This window comes from Endozoicomonas sp. YOMI1 (assembly GCF_024606345.1).
In the GTDB taxonomy this organism is placed as follows: Bacteria; Pseudomonadota; Gammaproteobacteria; order Pseudomonadales; family Endozoicomonadaceae; genus Endozoicomonas.
Map to the genome: position 1 here is coordinate 1 of NZ_JAHHPM010000473.1, position 8,913 is coordinate 8,913.

General features: G+C 49.3%; 8 protein-coding genes and 1 pseudogene. All 9 read right to left on the reverse strand.

From position 1 onward, the window contains the following. Positions 1 to 142: 142 nt before the first annotated feature. Positions 143 to 1,663, reverse strand: coding sequence for an ankyrin repeat domain-containing protein (locus KDK15_RS16635; protein WP_257296510.1), 1,521 nt, complete (start codon positions 1,661 to 1,663; stop codon positions 143 to 145). Between the two features lie 181 nt (positions 1,664 to 1,844). Next, on the reverse strand, positions 1,845 to 2,900 hold the full coding sequence (locus KDK15_RS16640; protein ID WP_257296511.1) for a DUF3387 domain-containing protein: 1,056 nt from the start codon (positions 2,898 to 2,900) through the stop codon (positions 1,845 to 1,847). Then, positions 2,887 to 4,893 (reverse strand): type I restriction-modification system subunit M, encoded by a 2,007-nt coding sequence (locus KDK15_RS16645; protein WP_257296512.1) that lies wholly within the window; start codon positions 4,891 to 4,893, stop codon positions 2,887 to 2,889. Before KDK15_RS16645 ends, KDK15_RS16640 begins: the two co-directional genes overlap by 14 nt. Before the next feature lie 200 nt (positions 4,894 to 5,093). Further along, on the reverse strand, positions 5,094 to 6,227 hold the full coding sequence (locus tag KDK15_RS16650) for a DUF1186 domain-containing protein (RefSeq protein ID WP_257296513.1): 1,134 nt from the start codon (positions 6,225 to 6,227) through the stop codon (positions 5,094 to 5,096). Positions 6,228 to 6,235: 8 nt separating this feature from the next. Next, positions 6,236 to 6,373, reverse strand: coding sequence for a hypothetical protein (locus KDK15_RS16655; RefSeq protein ID WP_257296514.1), 138 nt, complete (start codon positions 6,371 to 6,373; stop codon positions 6,236 to 6,238). Between the two features lie 139 nt (positions 6,374 to 6,512). Beyond that, positions 6,513 to 6,950 carry a hypothetical protein gene (locus KDK15_RS16660; RefSeq protein ID WP_257296515.1) on the reverse strand — a complete coding sequence of 146 codons (438 nt, stop codon included), beginning with the start codon at positions 6,948 to 6,950 and terminating at the stop codon, positions 6,513 to 6,515. A 234-nt stretch (positions 6,951 to 7,184) separates the two neighbouring features. Next, positions 7,185 to 7,331, reverse strand: coding sequence for a GIY-YIG nuclease family protein (locus KDK15_RS21585; protein WP_373691393.1), 147 nt, complete (start codon positions 7,329 to 7,331; stop codon positions 7,185 to 7,187). Positions 7,332 to 7,835: 504 nt separating this feature from the next. Then, positions 7,836 to 8,558 carry a DDE-type integrase/transposase/recombinase gene (locus KDK15_RS16665; RefSeq protein ID WP_257296516.1) on the reverse strand — a complete coding sequence of 241 codons (723 nt, stop codon included), beginning with the start codon at positions 8,556 to 8,558 and terminating at the stop codon, positions 7,836 to 7,838. Then, a pseudogene (locus KDK15_RS16670) lies at positions 8,525 to 8,913 on the reverse strand (helix-turn-helix domain-containing protein); the annotation flags it as partial. The gene KDK15_RS16665 and the pseudogene KDK15_RS16670, both read right to left, overlap by 34 nt.

Sequence of the window (8,913 nt, forward strand, 5' to 3'; positions counted from 1 at the left end):
TCAAATAGCCCCGCTATTCTCCTCAGAATCAGAAATTTTTATCCTCAATTTCTCGGACAGCCTCCTAGGCTTTACGCGAAGCTACGGTAATGCCTTCCTTTCAAAGTAGCGGGCTTCCCATGAGGAAAATCAGATAAAAATACTAAAAACCACCACCACTATCCATACAACAATCTGAACCACCACCTCCGCCATAGCTGCCGAAGCTGCCGAAGCTGCCGGAATAACCATAGTCACTATCTGGCCTTTTTAGCACATAAGATGCAGGCTTCGGTTCTGCACCATACATTCTTAGCTCTTTCAGGATAAAGCCGTTTTTATAGCGTTTACTGTAGTAGTGAGCATAAGTGTATGCAGTCCATCGAATAGGGCTTAATCCTTTTGTGACGACGCTATCATTAATATTTTGCCCACCACCCGGGGCTTTAAGCAGGGCCCTCATGGTATTGGTGTTGCCTTTTTGTGCTGCCAGGATCAGGAGCGTTTCACCATACTGTGTCTTGCAGTTGAGATTAAAAAGTCGCTGCCCTTTACTATCTTTCAAATTCAACAGATAGGTCGTTGCTGTCGCCAGGTCACGATAGTCCGATACTACGTTCATGATGAGCTGAGATCCTGTCTGGTATTGTTTTAGTGCACTGACCAGCGGAGCATTTTCTTGAAGCAAAGCATTGCATAATAAAAAACAATTTCTCTTGACTGCATGTTGAAAGGCATGCAGGGAAAGCAACTTGGTCGTACTGCCCTGAGCAACCTTGATCTGAGCATCGGGCTGATTCTGTAGCGCTTTTAAAGTAAGTGTATGCTGCTGTTCACCGGTAATCCTGTAATTCCTCCTGGCGCAAAAAATCAGATCCAATAAATGCAAACCGGATTCGTCCTGTTTATCCACACTGGCATTTGCATCAAGCAGTAAACTAACCATTGTCCAGTGGTTTGCCAGGGCTGCTGCCATTATTGGCGTGTTGCCGCTTTTAGTGCTTTGATGATTGATATCAACGCCAGCCCCTCTCAACAGACGTTCAACAGCCACCAGATTATTCGCAACGGCTTTTCTGTACAGCCTTCGGCCAGGTTCCGATTGGGCAAACCAGTTTAGCAACTGTTCGGCTTGCACCTGATCGTTAACCGAAATCACAGGTGGAAAATGATAAGTTGAATTTTTGAAGAAATCATGGAGTGCCTTTTTTACCAGCCCATCCAGCTTGAGCTTCTGCAAGAAACCAGGATTTGTTTCGACATACGATTGCAAAAGTGAGTGATCCAGTAATCTTTTTAGCTGTTCGCGCAGCTTGCTCCCATCAGAAGACCTTGAACAGACTGATGAATCGTTGACGGTTTCAGCTTTATCTCTGCCACCTGTTGCACAGCCGGAATAATCCGCTGTAGCCAGCCCGGTTGTTACAGGCATTGCACTTGCGAACCGGGAGGGCATATTCCTGTATTCAGCCATGGTCCGGTCAGCAAGTGTAACTGCCTCTGGATAGTCGAAAAAGGGCTGCTTACCCCCAACTGATGGATTGTTGCCAGGGCTGCTACCGGCAGCACAGGAGCTGGTACGACTGTAAAAATTACCCAGTTGATCGGGTTGATTTAATTCAATGTTCAATCCAGAGGCTGAATCGGGCACACTATCCACTTTACAGTTTATGGCTGGATACATAGTTTTATTCCCTACGTAACTGCGTTAATTATTTTTGCACCAAATTCTTGACCCGAAAATTTGCCAAAAGTTCCTTGATGGATTGTGAAGTTGCCGCAGTAGGGCAGTCTATTCTCGGACAGCCTCCCAGGAGGCTGTCCACTTAGCCAGAAATATACGATTCCATTTGGCAAACTACTTATCAGTGCATTGATGAGTAAACCGGCGAAGGCAACGAAGGATAAACCCGGTAAATATGCTGATATACCCCATCCGTCAAATGCTCAATATCCGCCTCCTCATAGTTATCCACGGGCAAGCCGGTTTTGTCATCATACAGAAAATCATAAATCTGCTGACGAACCGCATCACGGGCAGACTCCTTCTCCCGCCAGTTAGCCACTTTCAGCCGCTCACGCTTCAGGGTGGCCAGCAGTTCGGTGGCCACCTTCTTGATCGCGGCAATCTCTTTTTTGCTTAAATCGGGTTTCCTGAGAATGTCGAACAGCGCCAGGGTCTCCTCATCCAGCCCTTCCCGAACGGCCCGGTTCTGCTCATCGTTCAGCTGGTCTGCCAGCTTCAGCAACTCTTCAAAGGTTTTCTCAATCACTACCCGGTTCTTTTCCTGGTTGTACTCCTTCACCAGCCGCTCATAATGATCCCGGTAATCGGTCCGCAGAGGGTTCTGAATCATCAGCTTATGCAGCCGCTGGTCAATGGCCGTTTTCAGGCTCTGAACGGTGGTGCGCTTCTGCTTCGAGGCTTCAAACTCACTTTTTAGCCGGTCAAAATCAATCTTGCTGATATCGTATAAACGGCTCTGGTCGTCCTCATCCCGAACCTCACTCCGGGTCTCAATGGCAGAGTCCACAATACCGTGCAGCGCCTGAATAATATGGGAGATATCCGCCTTTTCCTGATCCTGCTGCAACCGCTTGTAGACAATATTGATCGCATCCCGCTCATCCCGGTACTGCTGAACCCCGCTGACATTGATACAGGCCCGGAACAGCTTAAACACCTCCCGGGCCATAATGCCAAACTGCTTGCGGGTCTTGTCATTCTCATTGATCGCCTCTTTGGCTTCATCAATGGCCGCATTCAGGTCAAACCCGGTTTGCTTCAGCAGATCATCAAACGCAAACCCCTGCTGTTTTAGAAAGTTGCGGACAAAGGTAATCGCCTCGGCCAGTTTATCCAACAGCTCGGTATTGGGGTGGTTCGGGTCCACTCCGTCATCATCTTTACCCTGCCACATCACACAGGCAAGCTTCCGGGAAGCGGGACAATAGCCAATGAGCCTGCTGGTGGCAGTAGCGCACCTGCTTAAGCTGTTCAACCGCTACTTTGCGCCACTCCTCAATGGCTTTGCCATTGCGCTGCAATTCCGTGCGCCGTTTGCCCAGGCCGTTGATCTCATCCTTCAGGGTTTTCAGCTTTTGCTCATGGCTGACCATGGCGGCTACATCGGTGGCACCGGCTTTCATGGTCGCTGACAGTTCATTGGCTTCCCCATCCTTAGTCAGCAATTCTTCCCGAATTTGGAGGATCGCCTGTTGCGTCATACCTGCTGCCAGCTTAACGGCATGGTCCACATCCTTAATCAAATCACGACAGATGTCGGCAAAAGGCTGGTAGGCCTGCTCAAGCTGATGGACTTCATCCAGTGGCAGGTCACTGGCTGCCGGGTGGCAGGGAAGAACCTGCTGCTGCAATCCGGCCAGGCTGGTGCAAAGCTGCTCAAGGGTGCGATTGAAACCCTCCAGATCAAGGTCAGGCGGCGTTTCCAGATCGGTCACGGCACCACGCAGGGTTTTCAGTTGGCGTTGCATTTTTACTGCACACCACAGCAAACCCCGCTGATGTTGGGTAGGTAACAGTGCATCGGTCAAACGGATCAGGGTTTCGTTCAGATACTCAATCACCAGCTTAATAAACCGCCGATACTCTCCCCGGTACAGCCAGACAATCGCGGTCAGGTTTTGCTGCTGCTCCGGGCTGAAGTCGAAAATCTTGCGGGTCACTTTGCGATAGACATTACGGGCATCAATCATCAGCACCTTGTCTTTGTGCTGCGCCGGTTTTGCCTTATTCAAAAACCAGAGCTGGCAGGGCACCGAACGGGTGTAAAAGAAGTTACCCCGGATATCCACCATCACATCCACATCACCGGTCTTGACCAGATCGGCTCTCACCGTCGCTTCATCCCGCCCGGCGCTGGATGCCTGGGAGGACATAACAAAGCCCGCTTTGCCCGTGCTGTTCAAATAGCTGTAGAAATACTGAATCCACAGATAGTTGGCATTGGGCACCTTTTTGCTTTTGTTCTCTCCGGGCAGGCCGAAGGGCAGGCGAGGGTCATTCTTTACCTTGTCCGCCGCCACTTCATCCACATTAAACGGCGGATTGGCCATCACATAATCCACCGTGCCGAATAGCCCGGCATGAGGGTCTTTATAATAAGTGATGGCACTGTCGCCCCCTTCTACATTGCCTTCCAGGCCATGCACCGCCAGATTCATTTTGGCCAGGCGAGTGGTCACACGGTTTTTCTCATGACCAAAAAAGGTAAGCTGCTGAGGATTCTGCTGATGACGCTCCATAAAGTGGGCACTTTGCACAAACATACCGCCAGAGCCACAGGCCGGGTCAAAATTCTTGCCGTGATCGGGTTCCAGAATATTAACGATCAACTGCACCAGTGACACCGGCGTAAAGAACTCACCGCCATCGTGCGCCCCCTGATCGGCAAACTGGGTGAGGAAGTATTCATAGATACGGCCAAAAATATCACCGCTGGCTGTTTGCAGTTCTTCCGGGTTCAGGGTGTTCAGCAGGATTTTCAGAACATCGTTGGGGATATTGCGGTATTCCTGTTTGGGCAACTGCCCTTCCAGGTTTTTGTATTCCGATTCGATGGACTCCATCGCCTGAATAATGGCACCACTGCGGTCGTCAGCATCGGTCAGGGCAACCAGATAATCGAACTGAGCTTCCGGCTTGAGGAAAATGGCCCCTTTCCCGGAAAAGTCCTCTTTGGTCACATCACGGGTCTTGCCACCACGACTGGGAAGACTGGCAACAATATCACGCCGTGCGGCAAGGAACCGACTGTAGGCATGACGCAGAAAAATCAGCCCCATCACCGGCAGAAAATACTCATTACTGGTCAGTTCAGAATTACCACGCAGCGTGTCAGCAGCCTTCCACAGTCGTTTTTCGATGGCTTCGATATTTTCCAGTTGGGACATGCTTTCTCCAGGGCGTTCAAGGCAATGTTCAAGGCAATAATGGCAGCCCCGAATAAGAATAGTGTTCGTGGAATGCTCAGAGCCTGCGCAGTGATGATGAAACGGATTATTCTACTGGTTGCAATGAAGGGGTTCTATAGTGACGTATTGTGGTTATTGATCCATAGTTCATGAATTGTTATTGATTCGGCGCTGGTTTCCTATCGACCACAGCACTTCTTGAACTTTTTACCGCTGTCGCAGGGGCATGGGTCATTACGTCCGACTTTGGAGTCCTCCCGGACAAAGGGCGTGCTGGTGCTTTCGTGGAATATCCCCCGGTATGCATTGCCGATCTGTTCATTCAGGTCGGCACGTTGCTTCGCTTTTTCGGCTATTTGGGAAGTGCTGAAATCCATGAAATCCAGTCCACCCAGCCAATCCTCAAACTCGATATGCTGGTTCATGCCCCAGCTTTCAAGTTCTCTATCCGCATGATGAATATAACCAAACTCGGTCAGCAGTTGCTCCCGGTTGGACTGCCACCATTGCTCAGGGGATTCGATACAGTAATCGCTGGCTTTGACGAGCGACCGGCCATTATATTCTTCGCCAAGAAAACCGGTTTCGCAGGCTTCCCGAATGTCTTCCATCAGTTCTTGTGGATGAATCGTCACGCATTCATCGTACAGGGTCAACCAGAGGGGCAGAAAATCGTCTTCCAAGTGTTCTGATTTAAACGCCCTGAACAGGGAGGAATAGAAGTCGATCAGTTCACTGCGGCTTATGTCCCCTTCAAAATAAAAACACTTTATGGTTTCCAGGGCCAGGACGCGAAGCTCAAGCCCATGGCTTCTGTCCAAGATAACGCCTTTCAGCTGGGCTATATCGTTGACCATAATAGAGGCTGCTATCCTTTCCAGCCCGTTTACTCCTATCGAAAAAAGCAGTGAGTCATAAGCGGCTCCGGAATCCCAGTCACCCTCACCCTGATCGAAGTCATTGATGATATCCGCTAACACGGGGAATGCCGCAGACTCACGGAATTGCGCCAGCACCATCAGTGCCACCAGGTGAAGGCAGTTACCTTCCTGTTCGTTATAACCTTCGGGGTCGTCGGCAAAATCCCGCAGTACCGCCAGCAATAACGGAGTCATTTCCTGTTGATGGGCGATAACCTGGCGGATAGCTTCCGCCGGGAAGGTATCGGGCTCAAGGTTGAGAAAGGGTTTGAGCAACGGATGATCGGCAAACACAGCAGTACTCCGGGTTTCTGAATGTTTGGTGAATGATGGTTCAACCATAGCACCGGCAGAGAGCTGTTGGGGTCGTGGTTTATGTTTATTGCCGATCATTCGAGTAATCAAAAAGTCACCAATGTCTGGCCCGCTTTTATCCGCTCCAGATGCTCTTCGACATAACCGAGTAATTCCCGGGATCGGGGTTCATCAATCAACCCGAGTCTGTAATGGCTCAGGATATAGCAAAACGCAAAGGCCATATGAGGGTCTTGCAGTAAGGGTTCGCTGTCCAGGTTGGCAACATAACTGGTGAGCGCGGCATCACTGGCTTTTGTTCTGGCCTTTTTGCCGGGCTTGATGCCACGAAAATTCAGGCATTCATCGGGAGCCTTGTTTTGATCATACAGGGGTTGCCAGCAGGTTTTTTACCACTGTCGTATGAGCGGACAGGCTGGCTTCGGTCTGCTGTTCAATTTGGTCGCACAGGGCCATCAGTTCATCGACTTTGGTGACGATGCGGTGTTGTTCTGCTTCAGGTGGAACCGCAATCAATCCTGAAAAAAACTGCTTATCACTTATGGCTGGATAAGCAATGCCGGTTTGGCAACCTTCAACATATTGGACAAAGCAAGGTGATCTCAAATATCGGTATATGTAAGAAGCTTCCATTCCACCTAAAGGACGCAGAATGGCGAAAGCTGTACTGGCAATAGGTTCAGGCGAAAAGTTTTGGTTTACCACTGCAATATTTAATAAGTAAGGTCGTACAGTTGAATAAATTACCATACCTTCTTTAACCGCCTTGCGAGCCCGTGAAGGTGCTTCAGTTGTACTCAATACTGATGGTTCACTGATGATTCCCCACTCTTTGTTAATTGAGCCAACATCAATGTAAGTGAAATCCTGGTCGGGAGTTTTCTGGCTTGGAAGGCGCTTAATGAGAACGGGCAAGATGGGACACCTGTGACCAATCTCCTCGCATCATGGCCTCTTTCTTTTTCCGGCTCCAACCCTTGATTTTCCGTTCCGCAGCCAAGGCTTCCTCACGGGAAGGGAAGGCTTGTTGATACTTTATAATTCAACGGGCAGGCGATTGGCTGTATAACAGCCTGGAAAATACCGCAACTGATGCTGGGCCGGTCGCTGTTCCAGGTTGTCTGTGTGTCCTGTGTAATAACTGCCATCTGCGCATTGCAGGATGTATACAAAGAATGACATCAATGGTTTCCGTTGAACTCCTGAGGAATCCTCGGTTGTTGGTTAAAGGCCAATGGCACTGACTTAAGGCTATAGGTCGATAAAATCAAGGCTTGCCCGAAAGAGAACGACTATAAAAATCGTTTACTTTCAACCTCAGCCGAAATCCCAAAAAAAGGGTGTGGGTTTCCCATATTAAGAATCCTTGTTCTGATGAGTCTTGGCTGTGGCGCGTTGCTGGATTTTGCAGTAGCACCCTGAGGGTAAAGAAACGGGTGAACAAGCCTTGCTCAGAAAGTTATTAAGCCATTTGAACGACGGTGATATTCTGCTGGGAGATGCGAATTTTGAAAATTACTTTCTACTGGCTCTCCTACTTCAAGCAAAGGCGGATGTAGTCTTCGAGAAAAATGGCTCCCGAAAGCTTGACTTCAGAAAGTGCTAAAAGAAACTGAATAGCAAGGATGGATTGTTCAAGCTTCAGCGGCCTACCCGCCCCGAATGGATGAGTCAGGAATTGTATGATCAAATGCCTGAAGAGTTGATTATCCGGGCTGTTAAGAACAAACGCCGCACAATAATTACCACAATGCTTGATTTTGATGCGATAAAGACGACGATGAAAATGGATATGCTTCGTTGCAAAAGTCCGGAAATGGTGCGTAAAGAAATTTGCATTAACCTCATTTTCCAAACCTGTTTTAACCGTTCAACCGTATGTCGCCACTTAGGTGTTAATGGCCTACAAACGGTATTCTGGTTGCCAAACAGCCCGGTTTCCCGGAAGGCTTGATCAGCTTGGACGGTATACTTCCATTCAACAGGAACCAGGTATTCGGCAGTATCATCATCCCTGTCAGGCAATGAGGAATAGTCTCCTGGGGTATTCAGCTCCAGCAGTGTCTGGTTACTGTGATTGTCGAACTGGTATTGCTCTGCCTGACACTTCAGTGTTCTGAAAATGACTTCAGCAAACGGATTGTCATCACTCACCCTTGGACGGCTGAATGAGCTAACCACGCCCAGCCGTTGCAGTGTGGACAACATAGTGCCACCTTTCATGGCACTGCCATTGTCTGAATGCAAGACCAATGGCCTCTCCAAGGCTGCTATACCGTGGCGAAGACAGGCTTTGGTAATCATCTGTGAGGCATGTTCAGCAAACTCATTCTCATGGATTTTCCAAACCACTATCATACGGCTGTATATGTCTATTACCAGATAGAGATAGTAAAACTGGCCACGCACAGGAGAGCGCAAGAAAGGTAATGTCCCATGACCAGACCTGATTTGGCCCGGTAGCACAATACGACGTTGGCTTTCTGTGACCGGGCTTGGCTGCTCGCCCACGGTGTTGGCATTTTTGCGGTTATCTGCCTGACAGCATCCTCCCGGGGCCAGCGTTGTACGGTTCTTTCTGAAAGGCCAAGAGTCTCGCAGGCTTTCGATTGGCGAGCACCAGCTTTCACGGCCTGTTTGATCAGGTTGACTGCAATTTGGCGATCCGGGAGGGAGATTAATCGTCCTCTGGTTCCCCCCAGATCTCTTGGGCCTTTTTTGTGAGTACCAGCAAGGCAGCAGTTTCTGCTAACGCCTTGTCCTT

Coding starts and splice junctions, on each gene's coding strand:
- KDK15_RS16635 (WP_257296510.1), bottom strand. CDS start 1,663: ATGTATCCAGCCATAAACTGTAAAGTGGATAGTGTGCCCGATTCAGCC.
- KDK15_RS16640 (WP_257296511.1), bottom strand. CDS start 2,900: ATGTGGCAGGGTAAAGATGATGACGGAGTGGACCCGAACCACCCCAAT.
- KDK15_RS16645 (WP_257296512.1), bottom strand. CDS start 4,893: ATGTCCCAACTGGAAAATATCGAAGCCATCGAAAAACGACTGTGGAAG.
- KDK15_RS16650 (WP_257296513.1), bottom strand. CDS start 6,227: ATGATCGGCAATAAACATAAACCACGACCCCAACAGCTCTCTGCCGGT.
- KDK15_RS16655 (WP_257296514.1), bottom strand. CDS start 6,373: ATGGCCTTTGCGTTTTGCTATATCCTGAGCCATTACAGACTCGGGTTG.
- KDK15_RS21585 (WP_373691393.1), bottom strand. CDS start 7,331: ATGTCATTCTTTGTATACATCCTGCAATGCGCAGATGGCAGTTATTAC.